The sequence below is a fragment of the Roseateles sp. GW821-FHT09G03 genome, from assembly GCF_059416045.1.
This window is the reverse complement of sequence record NZ_JBWKOK010000017.1, coordinates 1-201: the sequence shown is the minus strand read 5'-3', so window position 1 is coordinate 201 and position 201 is coordinate 1. Positions and strand designations below refer to the sequence as shown.

1 protein-coding gene is annotated in these 201 nt (G+C 69.2%); it reads left to right on the top strand.

The window, feature by feature from the left end:
- On the top strand, nucleotides 1-201 hold a 201-nt coding region (locus AC07OZ_RS29480), incomplete at both ends, for a hypothetical protein (protein WP_495470574.1).

Here is a 201-nt window from a genome sequence, read left to right as displayed (position 1 = left end):
CCGCGGAAGTGACCCGCGTGGCCCGCGAGGTCGGCACCGAAGGCAAGCTCGGCGGCCAGGCCGACGTGCAGGGCGTGGCGGGTACGTGGAAGGACCTGACCGACTCGGTCAACTCGATGGCGTCCAACCTGACCTCGCAGGTGCGCAACATCGCCGACGTGACCAAGGCCGTGGCCGCGGGCGACCTGTCCAAGAAGATCA